At 62.1% G+C, this 19,448-nt stretch carries 23 protein-coding genes; 9 read left to right on the top strand and 14 right to left on the bottom strand.

The window, feature by feature from the left end; genetic code table 11:
- Positions 1-257: 257 nt before the first annotated feature.
- On the top strand, positions 258-863 hold the full coding sequence (locus PMI26_RS17740; protein ID WP_007973752.1) for a glutathione S-transferase: 606 nt from the start codon (positions 258-260) through the stop codon (positions 861-863).
- A gap of 232 nt (positions 864-1,095) precedes the next feature.
- Here PMI26_RS17740 and PMI26_RS17745 read toward each other — a convergent pair whose 3' ends face one another.
- Positions 1,096-2,025 carry a hypothetical protein gene (locus tag PMI26_RS17745; protein WP_007973749.1) on the bottom strand — a complete coding sequence of 310 codons (930 nt, stop codon included), beginning with the start codon at positions 2,023-2,025 and terminating at the stop codon, positions 1,096-1,098.
- 179 nt (positions 2,026-2,204) lie between these two features.
- The gene (locus PMI26_RS31850; protein ID WP_007973747.1) at positions 2,205-2,555 is read right to left on the bottom strand and encodes a hypothetical protein; all 351 of its coding nucleotides are present in this window, start codon (positions 2,553-2,555) and stop codon (positions 2,205-2,207) included.
- Positions 2,556-2,687: 132 nt separating this feature from the next.
- On the opposite strand from PMI26_RS31850, the gene PMI26_RS17755 reads away from it, so the two are divergent.
- Entirely contained in the window at positions 2,688-3,371 is a 684-nt protein-coding gene (locus tag PMI26_RS17755; protein ID WP_007973745.1) for a response regulator transcription factor, read from the top strand.
- The gene (locus tag PMI26_RS17760; protein ID WP_007973744.1) at positions 3,349-4,752 is read left to right on the top strand and encodes a sensor histidine kinase; all 1,404 of its coding nucleotides are present in this window, start codon (positions 3,349-3,351) and stop codon (positions 4,750-4,752) included. Before PMI26_RS17755 ends, PMI26_RS17760 begins: the two co-directional genes overlap by 23 nt.
- Positions 4,753-4,909: 157 nt before the next feature.
- Here PMI26_RS17760 and PMI26_RS17765 read toward each other — a convergent pair whose 3' ends face one another.
- The 3 genes from PMI26_RS17765 to PMI26_RS17775 are packed head-to-tail and all read right to left on the bottom strand — an operon-like array spanning position 4,910 to position 7,163.
- Complete coding sequence (locus tag PMI26_RS17765) at positions 4,910-5,320, bottom strand: SRPBCC family protein (RefSeq protein WP_007973743.1); 411 nt, start codon at positions 5,318-5,320, stop codon at positions 4,910-4,912.
- 26 nt (positions 5,321-5,346) lie between these two features.
- Positions 5,347-6,144 carry an SDR family NAD(P)-dependent oxidoreductase gene (locus PMI26_RS17770; RefSeq protein ID WP_007973742.1) on the bottom strand — a complete coding sequence of 266 codons (798 nt, stop codon included), beginning with the start codon at positions 6,142-6,144 and terminating at the stop codon, positions 5,347-5,349.
- A 2-nt stretch (positions 6,145-6,146) separates the two neighbouring features.
- The gene (locus tag PMI26_RS17775) at positions 6,147-7,163 is read right to left on the bottom strand and encodes an aldo/keto reductase (RefSeq protein WP_007973741.1); all 1,017 of its coding nucleotides are present in this window, start codon (positions 7,161-7,163) and stop codon (positions 6,147-6,149) included.
- Positions 7,164-7,279: 116 nt separating this feature from the next.
- Here PMI26_RS17775 and PMI26_RS17780 point away from each other — a divergent pair, with 116 nt between their 5' ends.
- The 3 genes from PMI26_RS17780 (at position 7,280) to PMI26_RS17790 (ending at position 10,124) form a co-directional block, all read left to right on the top strand.
- Positions 7,280-8,176 carry a LysR substrate-binding domain-containing protein gene (locus PMI26_RS17780; protein ID WP_007973740.1) on the top strand — a complete coding sequence of 299 codons (897 nt, stop codon included), beginning with the start codon at positions 7,280-7,282 and terminating at the stop codon, positions 8,174-8,176.
- Between the two features lie 489 nt (positions 8,177-8,665).
- On the top strand, positions 8,666-9,028 hold the full coding sequence (locus tag PMI26_RS17785) for a DUF6124 family protein (RefSeq protein WP_007973739.1): 363 nt from the start codon (positions 8,666-8,668) through the stop codon (positions 9,026-9,028).
- A 175-nt stretch (positions 9,029-9,203) separates the two neighbouring features.
- Positions 9,204-10,124 carry a LysR family transcriptional regulator gene (locus PMI26_RS17790; RefSeq protein WP_007973738.1) on the top strand — a complete coding sequence of 307 codons (921 nt, stop codon included), beginning with the start codon at positions 9,204-9,206 and terminating at the stop codon, positions 10,122-10,124.
- Here the strand turns inward: PMI26_RS17790 and PMI26_RS17795 are convergent.
- Positions 10,045-10,641, bottom strand: a complete 597-nt coding sequence (locus tag PMI26_RS17795) for a DinB family protein (RefSeq protein ID WP_007973737.1) — start codon at positions 10,639-10,641, stop codon at positions 10,045-10,047. The genes PMI26_RS17790 and PMI26_RS17795 overlap by 80 nt on opposite strands.
- Before the next feature lie 72 nt (positions 10,642-10,713).
- A complete protein-coding gene (locus PMI26_RS17800; protein ID WP_007973736.1) occupies positions 10,714-11,823 on the bottom strand; it encodes an NAD(P)/FAD-dependent oxidoreductase in 1,110 nt (369 codons plus the stop codon).
- Between the two features lie 131 nt (positions 11,824-11,954).
- Here PMI26_RS17800 and PMI26_RS17805 point away from each other — a divergent pair, with 131 nt between their 5' ends.
- On the top strand, positions 11,955-12,275 hold the full coding sequence (locus PMI26_RS17805; protein WP_007973734.1) for a DUF2388 domain-containing protein: 321 nt from the start codon (positions 11,955-11,957) through the stop codon (positions 12,273-12,275).
- Here the strand turns inward: PMI26_RS17805 and PMI26_RS17810 are convergent.
- Together PMI26_RS17810 and PMI26_RS17815 are read right to left on the bottom strand one after the other, a co-directional pair.
- On the bottom strand, positions 12,269-13,261 hold the full coding sequence (locus tag PMI26_RS17810) for a pyridoxal-phosphate dependent enzyme (protein ID WP_007973733.1): 993 nt from the start codon (positions 13,259-13,261) through the stop codon (positions 12,269-12,271). The two genes, PMI26_RS17805 and PMI26_RS17810, sit on opposite strands and share 7 nt — an antisense overlap.
- Before the next feature lie 101 nt (positions 13,262-13,362).
- On the bottom strand, positions 13,363-14,154 hold the full coding sequence (locus PMI26_RS17815) for an SDR family NAD(P)-dependent oxidoreductase (RefSeq protein ID WP_007973730.1): 792 nt from the start codon (positions 14,152-14,154) through the stop codon (positions 13,363-13,365).
- A gap of 123 nt (positions 14,155-14,277) precedes the next feature.
- On the opposite strand from PMI26_RS17815, the gene PMI26_RS17820 reads away from it, so the two are divergent.
- Together PMI26_RS17820 and PMI26_RS17825 are read left to right on the top strand one after the other, a co-directional pair.
- Positions 14,278-15,222: a GlxA family transcriptional regulator gene (locus PMI26_RS17820; protein ID WP_007973728.1), complete on the top strand. Its 945-nt coding sequence runs from the start codon at positions 14,278-14,280 to the stop codon at positions 15,220-15,222.
- Between the two features lie 72 nt (positions 15,223-15,294).
- Entirely contained in the window at positions 15,295-15,954 is a 660-nt protein-coding gene (locus PMI26_RS17825) for a methyltransferase family protein (RefSeq protein WP_007973726.1), read from the top strand.
- Between the two features lie 106 nt (positions 15,955-16,060).
- Here the strand turns inward: PMI26_RS17825 and PMI26_RS17830 are convergent, their stop codons facing one another.
- The 5 genes from PMI26_RS17830 to PMI26_RS17850 form a co-directional block, all read right to left on the bottom strand.
- On the bottom strand, positions 16,061-16,723 hold the full coding sequence (locus PMI26_RS17830) for an HAD-IA family hydrolase (protein ID WP_033047763.1): 663 nt from the start codon (positions 16,721-16,723) through the stop codon (positions 16,061-16,063).
- Between the two features lie 59 nt (positions 16,724-16,782).
- Positions 16,783-17,190, bottom strand: coding sequence for a response regulator (locus PMI26_RS17835; RefSeq protein WP_007973722.1), 408 nt, complete (start codon positions 17,188-17,190; stop codon positions 16,783-16,785).
- Positions 17,191-17,410: 220 nt separating this feature from the next.
- Positions 17,411-17,665: a pentapeptide MXKDX repeat protein gene (locus PMI26_RS17840; protein ID WP_007973720.1), complete on the bottom strand. Its 255-nt coding sequence runs from the start codon at positions 17,663-17,665 to the stop codon at positions 17,411-17,413.
- A gap of 53 nt (positions 17,666-17,718) precedes the next feature.
- Positions 17,719-18,504, bottom strand: coding sequence for a molybdopterin-dependent oxidoreductase (locus tag PMI26_RS17845; protein ID WP_007973718.1), 786 nt, complete (start codon positions 18,502-18,504; stop codon positions 17,719-17,721).
- Positions 18,501-19,118, bottom strand: a complete 618-nt coding sequence (locus PMI26_RS17850; protein WP_007973715.1) for a cytochrome b/b6 domain-containing protein — start codon at positions 19,116-19,118, stop codon at positions 18,501-18,503. The genes PMI26_RS17845 and PMI26_RS17850 overlap by 4 nt, the downstream gene beginning before the upstream one ends.
- Positions 19,119-19,448: the final 330 nt, after the last annotated feature.

Here is a 19,448-nt window from a genome sequence, read left to right as displayed (position 1 = left end):
AGTCTAAGGCCGACTTGAGGCCTCAGCAACTGAAAAGACAGCGAATTTGTCCGACAAAGCCCTGAAAATGCTCTACGGCAGGCTTTGAGGCGGTAATCGGAGTGCGTTTATAGCAAGAAATTCAATCGAGCGGCTGTATATAGAAGACAAACGGCCTGCACGGGGCCATTTTCCCCGCCTTTTTCCCTGCCATTTGCATGGCTGCGAACCTCAGCTAAGGTTGTCCCTCCCGAAATGGCCATATAAAGGAAAGGACCATGAAGCTGATCGGTATGCTGGACTCGCCCTATGTCAGGCGCGCCGCCATTTCTGCCAAATGCCTGGGAATCACGCTGGAACATCAATCGGTCTCGGTGTTCCGCCACTTCGAACAATTCCGGCAGATCAACCCGGTGGTCAAGGCGCCTACGCTGGTGCTGGATGACGGTGAGGTGTTGATGGATTCGACGCTGATCATCGACTACCTGGAAACCCTGGCCGATAGCAGCCTGATGCCCGTCGAACCGGCTCGGCGCCTGCGCGCGTTGCGCCTGATCGGCCTGGCGCTGGCCGCCAGCGAAAAATCCGTGCAGCTTTACTACGAGCGCAACCTGCGGCCGGCGGAAATTCAGTTCGAGCCTTGGGTGCAGCGGGTCGAAGGACAACTGGTGGCGGCCTGGTCGGCACTGGAGCGGGAGCTGGAAAAGCAGCCACTGAAGACTGAGGGTGCGATCGAGCAGGACGGCATCACGCTGGCGGTGGCCTGGAGCTTTACCAACCTGGTGGTGCCGGATCAGGTGAGTGCGGCGCAGTTTCCGCGAATTGCCGCGTTCACGGCGTATGCCGAAGGGCTTGAGGTTTTTGTCAGTACGCCGATCGACTGACGGATTCATTTCGCCTCTTCGACCGCCATCGCGAGCAAGTCGGATCGCCGCACCGTCGCTCCCACAGGGAATCACGCGTTCCTGTGGGAGCGGCGGTGCGGCGATCCGACTTGCTCGCGAAGCTTTTATAGCTTCAGTCGAATCAATGCACAAACAACGCAATCAGGATAATGATCGGGATCGGCACGCCGAGAAAGAACAGCAGTAATGAACGCATGGTAGTTCTCCTGGATTAACGAATCGGTGCAGCGGTGACGTAGGTATCGGTTTCCAGATACACCACCGCATCCCGGCGACGACCGCCGAAGGTCGCGGCAAGGCTGGCGAAAAACGCGCCGGCCAACAGCGCAACGAACATCCACAACGTGGTCCACGCCGCCACTTTCGCAGCGGTGTCAGCGGCTTGTTGAGCGGCCAGCTTGGCGTCGGCCACGGCTTTCTGGGTGCGGGCATAGACTTCATCGACACGACGTTCGGCGTCGGCCTGAGTGAGGTTGGTCCGTTGTGCGACCAGTTGCGCCAGGTAAGTCCGGTCTTCGGCGGCCAGTTCACCCCTGTTCAGGGATCGCACAAAGATCCGGGTGACGGTGCCCCGGGCCGCATCATCGCTGACGGCAACCGGGCGATCATCACGGAACAGGCTGTCGACGAAGTAACCGTACTCATCGCCTTGGGTATTGCCCGCCGCAGTGCCCACGGCTTGCGTCGCGGCACTGGCCGCACCGCCGACCATGTTCGCCCCGGCCTGCACGCCACCACCGACCAGACTGCTGACCGACCCGGCGACCAGCGTGGCCGTCACCAGCGTCGCCACGCACCAGGCCAGAAAACCATGGGCCGTGTCGCGAAAGTAAACTTCATCGCCGTGCATGTACGCCCACTTCACCCGCAGTCGCCCGGCGATGTAACCGCCAAGTCCCGAAGCGACAATCTGGGTGAAGGCCAGCCAGACAATGGTCGAGATCCCCAGGCCTTTGGCGCTCACGCCTTCATTGGCCCAAGGCGACACCGCCGAAAAACCCAGGCCGAAGCCGAGCAACACCAGGATCAGCGACAACGCCGCCGCGGCAGCGGCACCCGCGAAAATCGCTCCCCAGGACACGCCGGACAGCGTCGTGGACTCGTCCATGGCGGGATAGAAACCGTCAGAGGATCTATTCATAGTTGTATCGCTCCAGGCAGAAAGATGGTGTTACAACTCTTCGAGGAAGGAATTGCAGTCACCGTGCCAGTTACGCACTTTGAATAAATCGTTGCGCTTCAATCGCTTAGAAAGTTTGAACTTCCCAGTCCCATGCAAACTGCAAGGAACAGGTTGAGCCAACGGGTTTTATGCATGGGTTATTTGCGCTTATAGCTTTTATTGCCACTGGGGGTCAGGCAGTAAACGCCGCCTCTTGGCCCGGTACAAAACGAACCGGTGCCACAGGAGCACCCCTGCGTGTCCTGGATAAACGCTTGTGGACGTGCCTGGGTCTGACCGCCGAACATGGCCGAGCAACTTTTTTTCGAGCCGCTGATGGAGCCGTCGTTACACAGGAACAGATCGCCGTCGCAGCGATCGATTCCACCCTTTTTGCCGGAGCAGGGTGTATTGCCAGCCCAGGCAGATGAACTGAACACACTGAACAACAACAGACAAATCGGCATCCAGCCATGGCGGATCGAGTTACGCACAATGCAGCACCCCATTGAAGTTATGGCTCAATGATATCAATGTTGCGAACGGGACCCCGCCCAGATGAAAGTTAATTTATTAAGTCGCGGTTTTTTCTTGGCAAAATGCTCGCAACTTCGTATTGAACTGCAAATCAGGCCAGCCTTATGACCCGCATCTTGACCATCGAAGACGACGCCGTGACCGCCCGGGAAATTGTCGCCGAACTGAGTAGCCACGGCCTCGACGTCGATTGGGTCGACAATGGCCGTGAAGGGCTGGAGCGGGCAGTCAGCGGCAACTATGACCTGATCACCCTCGACCGCATGTTGCCCGAGCTCGATGGCCTGGCGATCGTCACCACGCTGCGGACCATGGGCGTGGCGACGCCGATCCTGATGATCAGCGCACTGTCCGACGTCGATGAGCGCGTGCGCGGCTTGCGCGCCGGCGGCGACGACTACCTGACCAAACCCTTCGCCACCGATGAAATGGCCGCCCGGGTCGAAGTCCTGCTGCGCCGGCAGAACACCGTGACCGCCCAGGCCACCACGTTGCGGGTGGCGGACCTGGAACTGAACCTGATCAGCCACGAAGCGAGCCGCGACGGTCAACTGCTGACGCTGTTGCCCACCGAGTACAAACTGCTGGAGTTCCTGATGCGCAATACCGGGCAAATCCTCTCGCGGATGATGATTTTCGAAGAAGTCTGGGGTTACCACTTCGACCCCGGCACCAACCTGATCGACGTACACATCGGCCGTCTGCGCAAGAAAATCGACCCGCCTGGCAATGTCCCACTGATTCGGACCGTGCGAGGCTCCGGTTATGTCATTGCCGAACCCATCTAAAGGCTGGCGCTCCTCCAGCAGCCGTTTGCTGGCGCTCTACAGTTCGCTGTTCGTGATCTGGAGCGGGATCCTCATGGGGGTCATGTACTACGAGGTTTCCGCTTACCTGGACAATCTGGCCAAGCACTCACTGATGCAGCGCCAGCACCTGTTTTCGCGCTTCTCGGGCGAGCAACTGGTGGACGCCCTCGCCGTCAGCATGACCTTCGACATCCGCGGCATCGACGCCTATGGCCTGTTCGATGCCCGGCACCATTACCTCAGCGGCGCCCTGCGCTACATTCCGGACGGCTTGCCGCTCGATGGCAAGATCCACATGCTGCGCGACTGCGATGCCTCCGGCGACAATGATGACCAGACGCTGCCCGCCGACAGTTGCGACGCCGTGGCGACCCGCACCCTCGACGGCCGCTGGCTGGTGCTGGTGCGCGACAACGGTTCGCTGTTCGCCGTGACCCGCATCATTCTTCACGCGCTGTTCTGGGGGGTGACCCTGACCATCCTGCCGGGCATCGTCGGCTGGTATCTGCTGCGGCGCCGGCCGTTGCGCCGCATCCGCGGGATCCAGGCCAGTGCCGAAGCCATAGTCGCGGGCGACCTGAGCCGGCGCCTGCCACTGTCCAATCGGCGTGACGAACTGGACATGCTCGCCGCCATCGTCAACGCCATGCTCGAACGCATCGAGCGCCTGATGCATGAGGTCAAGGGCGTGTGCGACAACATCGCCCATGACCTGCGTACGCCCCTGACCCGTCTGCGCGCGCAGCTTTACCGCATGCAGCAGCAAGCCGGCGAAGGCTCGCCGCAGGCCATGCAACTGGACCTGGTGCTGGCCGAAGCCGACACGCTGATGGCGCGTTTCCGTGGCCTGCTGCGGATTTCCGAACTGGAAGATCGCCGGCGCCGCTCCGGTTTCGTGCAACTGGACCCCGTGGCGTTACTGCAGGAACTGCATGAGTTCTACCTGCCCCTGGCGGAAGACGACGGCCTGGTTTTCCAGTTGCACCTGCCCGCGTCATTGCCACCTCTCAACGGCGACCGGGCACTGCTGTTCGAAGCCGTGGCGAACCTGCTCAGCAACTCGATCAAATTCACCCCGCCCGGTGGTGCGGTGATCCTGCGCGGGGTCAATGCTGGCGGGCATACACGGATCGAAGTGCTCGACTCAGGCCCCGGCATTCCCGAGGCAGAGCGTGAAGCGGTATTCCAGCGTTTCTATCGCGCCGAGGCCGGCAATCAAAAGACCGGCTTCGGGCTGGGCCTGTCCATCGTCGCGGCGATTGTCAGCCTGCACGGATTTACGCTGGAGGTGGGCAGCAGCGAACTGGGCGGTGCGCGGTTGGTACTTGATTGTCGGGAGAGTTTGATACCGCAGGCCTGACAAACTCTTACAAACAATGATCACCCCCTGTGGGAGCGAGCTTGGTCCGGGCGGCGTTCCGACGATAGCGGAGTGTCAGGCGATATATTTTTACCTGACACACCGTCATCGCGAGCAAGCTCCCACAGGGGATTGGTGGTGTTTTCCGCTGGGTGAATCAGGCCGGGTAATTGGCCCGCAAGGCCTCAAGCCCACCCTGATAGATACTGGTAAACAACGCCTCCACTTCCTCATTGCTCACACCCACCGGTTCAAACCGCCCGGACCAGGTCACCCGCGCGCCCTCGCCTTGCGCCTCGACCTTGATCGTCGCCAGATAATCAGTCGCCGGAAAGGGTGCCTGCTCAATCGAGTAGCTGTAGGTTCGGCCCGCGTTGTCGAAGGTTTGCAGGCGTTCGATCACCACCGCGCCATCCGCCGTTTGCAGGCTGCGCACGCGCCCGCCGTCACTGAGCTCGCTCCTGGGAATGAACGGCAGCCAGTCCGGCAGCGAGTTGAACCCGCCAATCAATTGCCAGACCTGCTCGGCCGAAGCCGGGATGTCGATGAAGGCTGTTGCAGTTGCCATGAAATGCTTTCTCCAATCAAAAAGGTTCAGATGGCCAGGCTGTCGACGACACCGCCGTCGACCCGCAAGGCAGCACCGGTGGTGGCCGAGGATAACGGCGAAGCGATGTAGGCCACCAGATTGGCAACCTCCTCGACGTCCGCCACGCGCTGGATGATCGACGTCGGCCGGGCCTTGCGCACGAACGCATCGGCTTCGTCCCGGGCGCTGCGCCCGGATTCGGCCGTGGCGTCCTTGAGCATGTCTTCCAGGCCATCGGTAAAGGTCGGGCCGGGCAGGATCGCGTTGACCGTCACCCCGGTGCCGGCCAGGCGTTTGGCCAGGCCATGGGACACCGCCAGGTTGGCACTTTTGGTCACGCCATAGTTGATCATGTCCGCCGGTGTCGCCACGCCGGATTCCGAAGACAGGAAGATCACCCGCCCCCACCCCTGCTTGACCATGCCCGGCGTGTAGTGCCGGGACAGGCGCACACCGGAGATCACGTTGACCTCGTAGAAGCGCGTCCACTCACTGTCCGGGGCGTCGTAGAAATCCACCGTATTGAAGATCCCGAGGTTGTTCACCAGGATGTCGGCCCGTGGTTCGGCGGCGAACAGTTTTTCGGCGCCTTCGGCGGTGCCCAGGTCGGCGGTCACGCCACGCAATTGCGCAGCAGGAACACGCTGACGGATGCTCGCCAGTGCCTGCTCGACCTTGGCCGTATCGCGGCCGATCACCACCACCGTGGCGCCCGCCTCGGCCAGTGCCTGGCTGATACCCAGGCCGATGCCGGCGGTACTGCCGCTGACGATTGCCAGTTTTGCGCTCAAATCAATCTTCATGCTCAAGCTCCAGTGAGGGGCAAGGGCGCGCGCTCGGAGACCAGTTTCGCCTCACGCAACGCCTGCCAGAAAGCAGCGGGAATCACCGCCGACAGCGCGGCCACGTCTTCGGCAATCCGCTGCGGACGGCTGGAACCCGGAATCACCGCGGCGACTGCCGGGTTAGCCAGCGAAAACTGCAAGGCTGCGGCCTTGACGTCGACGCCATGGGCCGCCGCGATACGCTTGATCTGCTCGACCTTGTCGATGATCGCCGGGCTGGCCTTCTGGTATTCGAAGTGCGCGCCACCGGCCAGGATGCCCGAGCTGTAAGGACCGCCGACCACGATTTCGACTTGCTGCGCCAAGGCGGCGTCCATCAAACGCTGCAAGGCGCGATCATGGTCCAGAAGAGTGTAGCGACCCGCCAGCAGAAAACCGTCCGGCTGCGCTTCGCTCAGATCAAGGGTCAGCTCGCAGGGTTCGACCTTGTTCACCCCCAGGCCCCAACCCTTGATCACGCCTTCCTCGCGCAAGCGTGTGAGCACTTTGAACGCGCCGGTGCGGGCCTGGTTGAAGTACTCCAGCCATTGGTCGCCATAGAAATCCTGGGCGATATCGTGGACCCAGACGATGTCCAGGCGATCGGTTTGCAGGCGCTTGAGGCTGTCTTCGATGGAGCGCAGGGTCGCGTCGGCGCTGTAGTCGTTGACGATTTTGTTCGGCAGGCCGTGCTCGAACACCCCGCTCTTCTCGCCCAGGTCACGGGCGGCGGTGTCTTCGACTTCATCGAGGATCACCCGGCCGACCTTGCTGCTCAGTACATAGTCGTCGCGGTTGTAGCGGGCCAAAGCGGCGCCGAGGCGAATTTCCGACAAGCCGGAACCGTAGAACGGCGCGGTATCGAAGTAACGCACGCCGGCGTCCCAGGCGGCATGGACGGTGGCAATCGCCTCGTCTTCGGGAATGGCGCGGAACATGTTGCCCAGTGGTGCGGTGCCCAAGCCCAGCGCGCCGGGCAGTTTGTCTTTCAAGCTCATGGTGAATCCTCTTGAGTATCAGAGGTCAGGTGGCTGACCGTTGAGCCGATCCTAGATTGCGAGCATCGGACCGTCCAAGACATAATGTGCAGCACTTGAGTCCTTGAAGGTCTGACATGATCGACATCCGCCAATTGCGCTACTTCGTCGCCGTCGCCGAGGAAGAACACGTCGGGCGCGCCGCCGAACGCCTGCACATTTCCCAGTCGCCCCTGAGCCGGCAGATCGCCCAGCTCGAAGAGCGCCTGGGCCTGACCCTGTTCGAGCGTAGCCAGCAACGCATTCGCCTGACCCGCGACGGCCAGACCTTCCTCGCCGAAACCCGCGCCCTGCTGACCCACGCCAATCGCCTGGAATCCCTCGGCAAACGCCTGGGGCGCGGCGAGGAAGGCGGCCTGTGCATCGGCTACATCGAAAATGCCATGCACGCCGGCGTGCTGCCCAATGCCTTGCGCGTGCTGCGGGCCAACCGGCCGAACGTCCACGTGGCGCTGTACAACCTGCGCTCGGCCGAACAACTCGAAGGCTTGCGCCAGCGTAGCCTGGACATCGCCCTGGTCAGCGAACCACCGACCGAAGACGACCCGGACCTGCTGGGCTTCCAGGTGCTGGACGACCCGATGCTGCTGGCCCTGCCCGAGCACCATCCGCTGGCACAACAGACCGTGCTGACCCCGGCAGACCTCGCCGGTCAGGAGTGGATTGGCGTGCAACACCAGAATGTCGCCAGCCGCGAAAACTTCGTCAGCGCCTGCATCCGCGCCGGCTTCACCCCGGATATCCGCATGGAAGCCACCGGCCCGTTCACCGCCATGGCGCTGGTGGCCTCGGGACTGGGTATCGCCATGATCCAGAAAGGCTTGAGCCGCAACGCACCGCCGGGTGTGGTGCTGCGGGAAGTGCCGTGGATTTCCCTCACCCGACCGCTGTGGGCGGCGTGGCACCGGATCAATTTGCGGCCGTTGGTGGAGACTTTCCGCAAAATGTTGACCGAGCCTGAGTCCACCTCATGAACCTGTGGGAGCGGGCTTGCCCGCGAAGGCGTCGGCATTGCCAGCAATGTTGTCGACTGACACATCGCTTTCGCGAGCAAGCCCGCTCCCACAGGTTTCGTGCCCAGCCCAAAGCCATGTTTTTGTCGTGACAACCGCACATTAAACATCGACTGACCGCCCTTGTTTAACGGCTGTCAGCGTAACTTGATGAAAGCTACAGCGCCTTGCGTCATTGCCTACGGTTACGCCAGAATCCGCCGGCTTACGCGCCTTGAGTCCGGGCTTTATCGTTAGCCGGTCGCTGAAAAACAGCGATCGGGTTTGGTAGCCCGGAGTACTGCGCGTAGCGCCACTTCAAGCAGTTGCTGCTTTTATGGTCGTCATGCGCAGGGCCTCTTCGGGGGCGCCGGTTCCAGTACTCCGGTCTACCAACCTGTGCATGGCCACCGCCCTTCGTTTGGTAGCGAAAGTGATGGCTCCAATTTTTACAGTACTGGAGTTCTATCGATGATCAAACCAACACCCAACCCGCCAGAAACCGATCCAGCCTCCCCCTACGAAAGCCCCGACTCCAAGCAATTCCAAGAAGCCGCCGAACGCGCCCTCAATCACTACCTCAACCCCGCCGCCAACATCATGACCGTGCCTCACAAACCGTCCACCATGTTCACCATCAACCCCGACCTCGACACCGAAACCCTGCTGGCCCACGCCTGCGAATCGCTGGCCTCGGCCAATGTGATGACCAATGATCTGGCGGGTTTTCTGGAGGGCTCGCATCGCAACACCCTGCTGGGCATCGCCCAGGTCATCATGCTGGGTGAGTTGGCAGTGAACCGGGCGCTGGATCGACTCGATCCGCCTGAATAAAGCGCCGAACGTGTGGGAGCGAGCTTGCTCGCGATGAGGGAGCATCAGTTAAACGATGATGTGTCTGACGCACCGCAATCGCGAGCAAGCTCGCTCCCACAGGTATTCAGCGAACGCTAGATTCCGCAGGGTTTGCTGCTTTACTGAAAAAACCCACCCCCACCGAGCCATCACCATGAACCGCAACGACCTGCGTCGCGTGGACATGAACCTACTGGTGATTTTCGAAACCCTGATGTTCGAGAAGAACCTGACCCGGGCCGGGGAAAAGCTGTTCCTCGGTCAACCCGCTGTCAGTGCGTCGCTGGCCAAGCTGCGCGATCTGTTCGACGACCCGTTGCTGGTGCGCAACGGTCGGAGCCTGGAGCCGACCCCGCGGGCGTTGCAGATTCTCAAGGAGTTGCAGCCGGCGATGGACACCATTTCCGGTGCGGTCAGCCGGGCCAAGGATTTCGAGCCTTCCACCAGTCGCGAGGTGTTTCGCATCGGCTTGTCCGACGACGCCGAATTCGGGCTCTTTCCGCCGCTGCTCAAGCAGATTCGCGAGGAGGCGCAGAACGTTGTGGTGGTGGTGCGCCGGGTGAACTTTCTGCTGATGTCGTCGATGCTGGCCAGTGGCGAGATTTCCGTTGGCATCAGCTACACCACGGAATTGCCGGCCAATGCCAAGCGCAAGAAATTGCGCGACCTGAGTGTGAAGATTCTGCGCGGCGATGACCGTCCCGGCCCGTTGACCCTTGACGAGTTCTGCGAACGCCCTCACGCACTGGTGTCGTTTTCCGGGGATCTGAGCGGTGCCATCGACAATGACCTGGCCCGCATCGGCCGTTCGCGTCGGGTGGTACTGGCGGTGCCACAGTTCGCGGGCTTGCGGGCGCTACTGGCGGGGACTGACATGCTCGCCACCGTACCGGATTACGCGGCCAGTGCGCTGATCGAAGGCAGCAGCCAGTTACGGGCGGACGATGCGCCCTTTGAGATCAACCTGTCCGAACTGTCGATGGTCTGGAACGGGGTCAGCGATAACGATCCGGCAGAACGCTGGTTGCGTTCGAAAATTGCACAGCACATGGCGGCGCCACCGTCGGGGCATTGATCGACTGCAGGAGCACCGGTTCGGATTCGCGCAGGTACACCGGCATGTCGGTCACCGGTGGCATGGCCGGAATCTCGAAGTACATCTGCACCACCCAGCCACGGTGGTAGCTGGCGTGGTTGACCACATGCATCAGCATCGCGCCGGCGCTCATGGTGCCGCTTTCGCCCGAGACAAAGGTGAACTCCACCGGTCTGTCCAGGGAGGCATCGGTTTGCCGGGCGCTCCAGTCGCAGTACCAGCGGTCGATCTCTTTTTGCGCCTGGCGCAGCTCGGACAGGTCGGCATGCAGCAGATCGTGCGAGGTCTTGAAGCCATGTCCCCGGCCTTCAAGGTGCGCCCGCCAGATGCAATCCACCACGTAGACATGATTGAGGGTGCCGATCATGTTGTTGAACACCGACACCCGTTGTTTTTTGACTTCGCCCGGAGGAAGCGCCGCAAGGCTGTCAAACAAACGCTGATTGGCCCAGCGTTTGTAATCGGCCAGCAGGCAGGCAGTGCGTACAGTGATCATCAGAGGTCTCCGATGGCAGTAAGCGCACTCCCTAGCATAGACCCGATGCCCGCAAGGCAGGGTCAGCACCGATCATCGGTCGTCGAGGCGTTTCACCACGTACTCGGCGAGCGCCAGGCAACTGGTCAGCCCCGGTGATTCGATGCCGAACAGATTCACCAGCCCCGGCACGCCATGTTCGGCGCATCCGCTGACGAGAAAATCGGCGGCCGGCTCGGTCGGCCCGCTGATTTTCGGGCGAATGCCGCTGTAGGCCGGTTGCAGGCTATTGTCCGGCAACCCCGGCCAATAACGGCGGATCGCCTGATAGAAGCCCTCGGCCCGGCGGGGTTCGACGCGGTAATCAATGTGCTCGACCCATTCGACATCCGGCCCGAAGCGCGCCTGCCCGCCCAGGTCGAGCGTCATGTGCACGCCCAGTCCCGCACTCTCCGGAGCCGGATACACCAGGTGTCGAAAGGGTGCCCGGCCGCTGAAACTGAAATAGCTGCCCTTGCACAGATGCGCCTGGGGAACGCACTGTGCAGGCAGGCCGACGATAGCGCGCGCCACCTCGGGAGCGGACAGCCCCGCGCAGTTGATCACTTCGCGGCAGCGCAAGGTCATGGGTTGGCTGCCGCCCATGTGCAGCTCGAAGCCCTGGTCGATGCACAGGGCCGACAGCGACGGCGTGTGCAAGGCCAGCGTCGCACCGAACCGCTCGGCGTCGCCCTGAAGGGCCAGCATCAGCCCGTGGGAATCGACGATGCCGGTAGAGGGCGACCACAGTGCCGCAACGCAGGACAACGCCGGTTCAAGCTCCCGGGCCTGTGCGCTGTCGAGCCATTGCAGGTCATCGACACCATTAAGTCGCCCTTGCTCCAACAGACGCTGCAACACCGAGCGCTGTTGCGCATCGGTGGCCACGATCAGCTTGCCGACGCGTCGGTATTCAACGGCATGCTCATCGCAAAAAGCGTAGAGACGCTGCTTGCCCTCCACGCACAACCGCGCCTTGAGGCTGCCTTCCGGGTAATAGATACCGGCATGAATCACCTCCGAGTTGCGCGAGCTGATGCCCGTGCCGATCCCCGCCCCGGCCTCGACCACCAGCACGTCCCGCCCGCTCATGGCCAGGTGCCTGGCCACCGCCAACCCGACGACGCCGGCCCCGATCACCACGCTTTGAATATCGACGCTCAACGACCCTGCCTCCCACACCTGTTCTCGGCGCCGACGCCACAGAGCTCTCCTCACGGAACTCTCGTCGACTGCCACGTATCCTAAACTATGTGATACATCCCTTATGCTTCATGCAGTCGGAGGACACCGTCATGCGCCGCCTATTTATCATCTCTGCACTGGTACTTTGTTTGCCCGCAGGTTCGGCTCTGGCCAAAGTGGATGCCGGTGACGTCGCCACTTCCGCCGGGGTTTCCGCCTCGCTGTACTCAACGTTCAAAGACCACAAACTCATGATTCCCGCCCGCGATGACGCCTCCAGCTTCGTCGCCAGCGGCGGTGCGATTCGTGGTGCTTATCTGGAAGCGGTATTGAAAAAAATCCGTCAGGACAATCCCGCCCTCAACAACGCAAGCGACGAAGACCTGGCCCGCGCCATCCTCGTCCAGGAAGGCGTTGCCACCGATCACTGAAGACCGTCATCGCCAGCGGTGGGGCTTGTGACACCGGGATAGCGTTTCCAGCCCTGCCTTGCGTGCGTGCCAGTGGACATGCGTGCCCACCCGGCCACGAGCTGCGCGTTGATACTCACCCCGCCGCACACCACGATCACCACGTCATGGGCGTCGGCAATCGCCGGGTGATCCAGGTAGGCGATCGCCAATGAAACGCCGCACGCCGGTTCGACCAGCTGACGCAAATCGTTGGCGTAACGCACCACGCCCATGATCGCCTCATCATCACTGAGCACCACGCACTCATAGGGGAAATCGCCGATGTGCCTGACCGGCCAGGCGGCCACTTGCGCGGCCCCCAGGGACGTGGCAACCGTGTCGATTTTCGGCAGTCTGACCGGATGCCCGGCCGCCACCGCCGCGGCGAATGACGCCGCGCCTTCGGTTTCGCAGGCGACGATGCGGCAATCGGTGTGCCGATGACGAATCAGGCCGGTGAGCAACCCGGCCAGCAAGCCCCCGCCGCCCACCGATGCCACCAGCACGTCCACTGGCGGGCAGTCGGCAAGGATTTCATCGACCATCGTGCTGTGCCCTTCCCACAACACCGGGTGGTCGAAGGCCGGCACGAATTCACTGCGTGGGTCCTGGGCGAGTTCCCGGGCCCATTGATTGGCCTCATCCCAGACCTTGCCGCGCTCGATCACCTCGGCGCCGGTCTTGCTGATCCGCGCCCGGGTGCTGTGCGGGGTGGTGTGCGGCACCACGATGCAGGCCTTGAGCCCCAGGCATGCGGCGGCCATGGCCGTGGCCAGTCCCGCGTTGCCGCCGGAGGGACAGACCACCTTGCGCTTGCCCTGCTGCGCCGCCCGGCTGCACAGCAAGCCGATGCCGCGTATTTTGAACGAGCCGCCCGGTTGCAGGTTTTCCAGTTTCAGCCAGATACGGCGGGTCGGGGTCGACAGGCCGGGGTGCAGGATCAAAGGTGTGCGGATGTGAAGCATGTCGGTTCCTGTTACACGCCACCGGCTCGCCGAACAGGTCGACGAGCCAGCGGTGAACGGTCCTCTCATGCAAGTTTAGTTCACCCGGTCCGCAGACAGTCTCAGCGATAACGCGGCGCCGCCACGCTATTGCCAAACAACCCGGACAGTGTCTTGCGCTGGGCTTCGTAACCATCCCACTGGCTGCCATCGTGCAGGCCCGGGATGGTCACCGCTTCACCGGCCGCCAGGCCCGCGAGCGCGGCATCGACCATGTCTTCGGCGGACATCACGATCTCCTGCGGCAGGTTTTCCACCGGATTGCCGGCCTCGCTCCAGAAATCGGTGGCAGTCGCCCCCGGCAACACCGCCTGCACGCGTACGCCTTTGTCCGCCAACTCATGCTGCATCGACTGGCTCAGGGCAAGGACGAACGCCTTGGTCCCGCCGTACACGCCGTTGAGGATTTCCGGGGCGATGGCGACGATGGAGGCGATATTGACCAGGGTGCCGGCGCCCCGGGCAACGAAGCCGGGTACAGCGGCGTAGGCCAGGCGCATCAACGCCGTCACGTTGAGGCTGACCATCGCTTCCATGTCGTCCACGGGACTGGCCAGCAGCGGCATGACGCCACCGACCCCGGCGTTGTTGACCAGCAAGGTGATGCTGGCGTCGTTGCGCAGGATCTGTTCGACCCGCAGCGAATCCGCCTTGTTCGTCAGGTCGGCGACCACCACCTCCACGCTGCGCCCGGTCTGGTCGCTCAGATGCTTGGCCAGGGCATTGAGTCTGCCCCGGCTGCGGGCCACCAGGATCAGGTCGTAACCCTGGCGGGCCAGGCGGTCGGCATACACCGCGCCGATGCCCGAAGAAGCGCCGGTGATCAGTGCAGTGCCTTTGGATGAGAGAGCCATGGTGCAATTCCTCAAGGGTGAGGCGAGAGATTCGCCGGGTGCAGTCCGTTATAAAGGGACTTACGCCTGTCTCAAATGACGTTTAAAGTACGTTTTTCGGACATAGCGTTTGAGGACAGGCCGATGATCAGCGTGGCGTTCGTGGTTTTCGAGGGTTTCCAGTCCATGGCGCTGGCCGCCATGCCGGTGTTCGAGTACGCCAATTTCAGTGCCGCACAGACCCTGTATGACGTGCGCGTGCTGTCGGAAAACGGTCACACCCTGCGCGCCTCGGGTGGCTTGAGCGTTTGCACCGAGGCCTTCGACGGGCGCGTGTTCGACACCGTCATCGTGGTCGGTGGCGACTCGATCGTCGAACAGGCGCCCGAGGCCGTGCTGGACTACCTGAAGGCCAGCATCCACAGCGCGCGCCGCACCGCGTCGATCTGCTCCGGGGCGTTCGTCATGGCCCAGGCCGGCTTGCTCGACGGACGGCGGGCCACCACCCATTGGGCCTACGCCCGGGAACTGCAGGCGCGGTTTCCGGCGATCAAGGTCGAGGCGGATCGCATCTACGTGATCGACGGTTCGATCTGGACGTCCGCCGGCATGACCGCGGGTATCGACCTCGCACTGGCCATGGTGGAAAAGGACCACGGCGCCGAGCTGGCCCGGGCAGTGGCGCAGAAACTGGTGATGTACCACCGCCGCGCCGGCGGCCAGTCGCAGCATTCGGCGCTGCTGGAACTGGCGCCGAAATCCGACCGCATCCAGACCGTGCTCGGCTATGCCCGGGAACACCTCGCCCAACCCCTTTCGGTGGAGCAACTGGCTCAAGTGGCCAACCTCAGCCCCCGGCAATTCAGCCGGGCGTTTCGCGCCGAAACCGGACAATCACCGGCCAAGGCCATCGAGAACCTGCGTCTGGAGGCGGCGCGACAGATGCTCGAGCGCGGACGCCTGACCCTCGACCAGATCGCCCTGGAAACCGGGCTCACTGACCGCCGCCGCATGCGCGAAACCTTCCTGCGGGTGTTCGGACAACCGCCTCAGGTGATCCGGCGCAATGCGCGGGCGGAGGTGATTTGATCGCTCCCTCGCTCAACGTGGGAACCCTCGGTATCTACACTGAACATACCGGAGGTCTTTTTTGGAGGCGCCATGAGAATCTCGGCCAAACTGGCGTTTTTCGCCGTCGTCAGCACCCTCGCCTACCTTGCCCTGGCGATCTGGGCACTGGGCGGCTTCGCGGCTTACTTCAGCCACGGCTCACTGGTCGTCGTTGCCCTGGCCACCCTGGTCATGGCCGTCGCATCACTGTTCACCGAGGTCAACCTCAGTTCGGGAGAACGCGAAGACCGGGCCAATCGCTGGGTCCTCCCGGTCTTCGGCGTGATCGGCGTGCTCAGCGGCTTCCTGCCGGCCTATACCGACCGCATCGATTTCTGGACCTTTGGAGGTGAAGGCGTGCGCTGGCTCGGGGCACTGTTGTTCATTGCGGGCGGCGCACTGCGGTTGTGGCCGGTGTTTGTGTTGGGCAGGCGTTTCAGCGGGCTGGTGGCGATCCAGCCGGGGCATCGACTGGTCACAGAGGGCATTTACCGGCGCCTGCGCAACCCCAGTTACCTGGGGATGATGGTCATCGCCGTGGGCTGGGCGCTGGCGTTTCGCTCAAGCGTCGGCCTGCTGCTGGCGGCGTTGACCCTGATCCCGCTGATCGCCCGGATTCACTCGGAAGAAGCCTTGCTCAGGGCGCAGTTCGGCAGCGAATACGAAGCCTATTGCGCCCGCACCTGGCGGTTGGTGCCGGGACTTTACTGACTGCAACCCTATCCCCTGTGGGAGCGGGCTTGCTCGCGAAGGCATAGTGTCAGTCGCTATCAATGTTGACTGATACGCCGCTTTCGCGAGCAAGCCCGCTCCCACATTAGTCGGCGTGCAGGCGCAGACCAGCGGCATCCACCTGAACCCGGACCAGGTCATAGTCAACCAAGGTCCCATGCAGCGTCTCGATCGGCTGCTCATGGGTCGCCGTGACAATCATCAAATCCGCCCCCGCCGCTTCAGCCGCCAGAATCCCCACCGTGGCATCTTCAAAAACCAGGCACTGCCCAGGCTCCACGCCCAGGCGCCGGGCCGCGAGTCGATACCCCGCTGGGTCAGGCTTGCCGACCGTGACGTCCTCAGCAGTCACCATAACCTCAGGTTCGGGAATCCCCGCCGCCGCCATCCGCCGCAGCGCCAGCTCCCGTGGGGCGGAGGTGACGATCGCCCACTGTCTGGCCGGCAAGGACCGGAGGAATTTCGCCGCGCCCGCCACTTCGAATACCCCGTCGACGTCGTCGATTTCCGCTTCGGTGATCCACGCGGCTTCGGCCTCGGCATCCACCCCGGGCAAGCCCAGGCGCCTGATGGTGTCGATGGCGCGGGCGCCGTGAATGGTCGGCAGGAAGGATTCGACATCGACCCCATGGCGCATGGCCCAGGTGGTCCAGACCCGCTCGGCAGCGGCAATGGACGTCAGGACGGTACCGTCCATGTCGAACAGAAAGGCACGGTAAGTCGAGTTGAATACAGGGTGATCGGACAAGGAAAGGACCTCGCATCTGCCGGACGGATTTGCCCGGCAATGTAGCATCTGCGAACGGCTCAGTTGAGTCGTTTGGACTTGAAGGTCTGGCTCACACAATCGAGCAGCCCACCGATCATCCAGGGCTTCTTGATGAACGAGACCGCGTGCCGCACGCCGGAGCTTTCAGGGGTTTCGAAACCGGACATGATCATGATCGGCTTGTCCGGCCAGCGATCACCGAACTGGTTGGCCAGGTCCGCGCCATTGAGCGTGCCGGGCATGGTGATGTCTGTCAGCAGCATGTGCACCTGCGGCGCATGCTGCTCCAGATAGATGACTGCCGCGTCCGCACTGATGTGCGGCTCGACGACAAAACCTTCCTCCTGGAGAATCTCGCAGAGAAACTCCAGGATCAACGGGTCGTCCTCGACCACCAGGATCAACCCGTCAGGACGATGTCCGCCCGCCGTCGGTACTCGACTCATGACCGTGCCGCTCCCTGATTGCCTCAATGATTTCGCGGAATTGGATCCGCTGCCTAAAGGTATGAGCAGCACAAACCGCGGAAATTCATTTTTGATACAGACAGGTGACCGGCATCACGCGTCCGGATCAATCATCGATGTCTTTTTTCGGGGCTCAGGTCGTTCGGGGCGACAAAAAACCTGTGGGAGCAGGCCCCCACAGGGCCTGCGGTGATTGGACTTACTGAGACATTTCGCTTTTTTTCATTGCATCCTTGGACATTGCATCTTTTTTCATCGAGTCCTTGGACATGCTGCCTTTGGACATGGCGTCCTTGGACATCGAATCGGTTTTCTTCATCGCGTCTTTCTTCATCGCATCCTTGGACATCGAGTCCTTGCTCATGCTGTCGTTGCTCATCGTGTCAGCTGCAAACACGGAGGCGGCGCCAACGGCCAGGCACATGGACAGTACAACGGTGGTCAACTTTTTCATGATGAAACTCCTTGGAGCGTGGGTTGTGGAGGTGTGAAAGGGCCAGGCATCCGTCAGCTGCCACCGAACCAGTTGTAGCCCTGGTCTTCCCAGTAGCCGCCGCTGTAGGTGTTGCTGACGAAAATCGCCTGAATGTGTTTGGGGTTCTTGTAGCCAAGCTTGGTGGGCATGCGCAGCTTCATCGGGAAGCCGTATTCGCGTGGCAGCACCGCGCCGTCCCAGGTCAGCGCCAACAAGGTTTGCGCGTGCAGCGCAGTGGCCATGTCGATGCTGGTGTAATAGTCGTCGGCGCATTTGAAGCCGACGTATTTGGCGTCGGTGTCGGCGCCGATGCGCTTGAGGAAATCGCTGAAGCGCACGCCGCCCCACCGTCCTATCGCGCTCCAGCCTTCGACGCAAATGTGCCGGGTGATCTGCTCGGTCTGGGCCATGGCGCGCAGCTCGTCGAGGCGCCAGCTGCGTTTGTCGGCGACCAGGCCGCTGACCTCCAGGCGATAGCTCTCCTCCTCCACTGTCGGTGCCTCGTCGATGCCGTAAAACGCATTGAACGGAAACGGCCGTGTGATCATCGATTCAGGATAGGTCGGCGCCATGGCGTTGGGGTTGAACAGCCAGCCCTGTACCCGGTCATTGAAGCGCGACATGGACGACAGCGCGGTGTCGACGCTTTCGTTGTCGGTGATGTTGCAACCGGACAACATCGCCACGCCGCCGAGGGTCAGGCCACGCAGCAGGAACGAACGCCGCGAGCGGTCTTCGATTTGCGGGGCGAGGATCTTGCGGGCGTCGGTGAGGATCGAAGATTCGTCCAGCCCGGGGATCTGAATACGCTTTTTCATGCTTGCTCCTTGCGGCCGACAATCATGGCCAACAACGTTTTCGGTACCAGCGCGACCATCAGCAGATGGATCGCCACGAAGGCCACCAACAGCGCCATGGCGAAGAAATGCACACGGCGTGCGCCTTCGTAACCGAACATCAATTCACGCAGCAGCGGAAACTGCACCGACTTCCACAACACCAGTCCGGAGAGCACCAGCAGCGTGATGTCGACCATCACGAACAGGTAGGCGACGCGTTGCACCTGGTTGTAATGACTGAGGTCGGCGTGTGCGAGTTTTCCGCGCAAGGCGGCCCACAGGTCATGCAGCACGCCCTTGGGCGAAACCGGGAAGAAGCGCCGCTTCAGGCGCCCGCTGAACAGGTTGAAGGCCAGGTAGATCAGGCCGTTGATCGCCAGGAACCACATCGCCGCGAAATGCCACTGCAGCGCGCCACCGAGCCAGCCGCCGAGGGTGATCGACTTGGGAAAGCTGAATTCGTAGATCGGCGAGGCGTTGTAGATGCGCCAGCCGCTGGTGACCATCACCAGCACCGCCAGGGCGTTGAGCCAGTGGGTCAGGCGTAGCCAGCGTGGATGACTGGCCTTGGGTGAAGCAGTTGACTGCGACATGTCCGGCTCCCGTTTGTTGTTCGTTGGGGCCGAGTATGGGAGCCGGAAGATCGCCAAATCCTCACGTAAAGTTAAATTAAACGTGATAACTCATACTCGATAACCTGTGGCAGAACCTGTGGGAGCGGGCTTGCTCGCGAAGGCGGTGTGTCAGTCGACATCTGTATTGCCTGACACACCGCCTTCGCGAGCAAGCCCGCTCCCACAGGATTTGCGCAATTATGGTTAAATGCCGCCCCTTTCCACGCCACCGACCCGACCCGATGAACCCTGAAGCCCTCGCCACCCTCGACCAGCATCTGCTGACTGCCCTGGCAGGCGCCCCCGCCC

Source organism: Pseudomonas sp. GM33 (assembly GCF_000282295.1).
In the GTDB taxonomy this organism is placed as follows: Bacteria; Pseudomonadota; Gammaproteobacteria; order Pseudomonadales; family Pseudomonadaceae; genus Aquipseudomonas; species Aquipseudomonas laurylsulfatiphila.
This window is presented reverse-complemented; position numbering and strand designations above follow the sequence as displayed.

Excerpts from the sequence above, each read along its gene's own strand:
- PMI26_RS17840 (WP_007973720.1), bottom strand. The coding sequence starts at position 17,665 with ATGAAAAAGTTGACCACCGTTGTACTGTCCATGTGCCTGGCCGTTGGC.
- PMI26_RS17795 (WP_007973737.1), bottom strand. The coding sequence starts at position 10,641 with ATGATCACTGTACGCACTGCCTGCCTGCTGGCCGATTACAAACGCTGG.
- PMI26_RS17835 (WP_007973722.1), bottom strand. The coding sequence starts at position 17,190 with ATGAGTCGAGTACCGACGGCGGGCGGACATCGTCCTGACGGGTTGATC.
- PMI26_RS17755 (WP_007973745.1), top strand. The coding sequence starts at position 2,688 with ATGACCCGCATCTTGACCATCGAAGACGACGCCGTGACCGCCCGGGAA.
- PMI26_RS31850 (WP_007973747.1), bottom strand. The coding sequence starts at position 2,555 with ATGGGGTGCTGCATTGTGCGTAACTCGATCCGCCATGGCTGGATGCCG.
- PMI26_RS17810 (WP_007973733.1), bottom strand. The coding sequence starts at position 13,261 with ATGCTTCACATCCGCACACCTTTGATCCTGCACCCCGGCCTGTCGACC.
- PMI26_RS17770 (WP_007973742.1), bottom strand. The coding sequence starts at position 6,144 with ATGAAGATTGATTTGAGCGCAAAACTGGCAATCGTCAGCGGCAGTACC.
- PMI26_RS17745 (WP_007973749.1), bottom strand. The coding sequence starts at position 2,025 with ATGAATAGATCCTCTGACGGTTTCTATCCCGCCATGGACGAGTCCACG.
- PMI26_RS17775 (WP_007973741.1), bottom strand. The coding sequence starts at position 7,163 with ATGAGCTTGAAAGACAAACTGCCCGGCGCGCTGGGCTTGGGCACCGCA.
- PMI26_RS17740 (WP_007973752.1), top strand. The coding sequence starts at position 258 with ATGAAGCTGATCGGTATGCTGGACTCGCCCTATGTCAGGCGCGCCGCC.
- PMI26_RS17845 (WP_007973718.1), bottom strand. The coding sequence starts at position 18,504 with ATGAAAAAGCGTATTCAGATCCCCGGGCTGGACGAATCTTCGATCCTC.
- PMI26_RS17780 (WP_007973740.1), top strand. The coding sequence starts at position 7,280 with ATGATCGACATCCGCCAATTGCGCTACTTCGTCGCCGTCGCCGAGGAA.
- PMI26_RS17765 (WP_007973743.1), bottom strand. The coding sequence starts at position 5,320 with ATGGCAACTGCAACAGCCTTCATCGACATCCCGGCTTCGGCCGAGCAG.
- PMI26_RS17790 (WP_007973738.1), top strand. The coding sequence starts at position 9,204 with ATGAACCGCAACGACCTGCGTCGCGTGGACATGAACCTACTGGTGATT.
- PMI26_RS17805 (WP_007973734.1), top strand. The coding sequence starts at position 11,955 with ATGCGCCGCCTATTTATCATCTCTGCACTGGTACTTTGTTTGCCCGCA.
- PMI26_RS17760 (WP_007973744.1), top strand. The coding sequence starts at position 3,349 with ATGTCATTGCCGAACCCATCTAAAGGCTGGCGCTCCTCCAGCAGCCGT.
- PMI26_RS17820 (WP_007973728.1), top strand. The coding sequence starts at position 14,278 with ATGATCAGCGTGGCGTTCGTGGTTTTCGAGGGTTTCCAGTCCATGGCG.
- PMI26_RS17815 (WP_007973730.1), bottom strand. The coding sequence starts at position 14,154 with ATGGCTCTCTCATCCAAAGGCACTGCACTGATCACCGGCGCTTCTTCG.
- PMI26_RS17850 (WP_007973715.1), bottom strand. The coding sequence starts at position 19,118 with ATGTCGCAGTCAACTGCTTCACCCAAGGCCAGTCATCCACGCTGGCTA.
- PMI26_RS17825 (WP_007973726.1), top strand. The coding sequence starts at position 15,295 with ATGAGAATCTCGGCCAAACTGGCGTTTTTCGCCGTCGTCAGCACCCTC.
- PMI26_RS17785 (WP_007973739.1), top strand. The coding sequence starts at position 8,666 with ATGATCAAACCAACACCCAACCCGCCAGAAACCGATCCAGCCTCCCCC.